The sequence below is a fragment of the Streptomyces gottesmaniae genome (assembly GCF_031845845.1).
In the GTDB taxonomy this organism is placed as follows: Bacteria; Actinomycetota; Actinomycetes; order Streptomycetales; family Streptomycetaceae; genus Streptomyces; species Streptomyces akebiae.
Genome location: NZ_JAVRFJ010000200.1, coordinates 1 through 255 on the forward strand (window position 1 = coordinate 1; position 255 = coordinate 255).

The window sequence follows — 255 nt, forward strand, 5'->3', positions numbered from 1 at the left end:
GCGTCCGTTCCTTGAGAACTCAACAGCGTGCCAAAAATCAACGCCAGATATGTTGATACCCCGTTCCCGGCCGGTCTTCGGTTGGGGCGAGGTTCCTTTGAAACAAACACAGCGAGGACGCTGTGAACCATCGGATCATTCCTCCGGTGGTTCCGCTCTCGTGGTTTGCACCCGATTACGGGTACACATTCACGGAGAGTTTGATCCTGGCTCAGGACGAACGCTGGCGGCGTGCTTAACACATGCAAGTCGAAC

1 rRNA gene is annotated in these 255 nt (G+C 55.3%); it reads left to right on the plus strand.

What is annotated here, in order from left to right:
- Positions 1 to 188: 188 nt before the first annotated feature.
- Positions 189 to 255, plus strand: a 16S ribosomal RNA gene (locus tag RM704_RS45050); the annotation flags it as partial.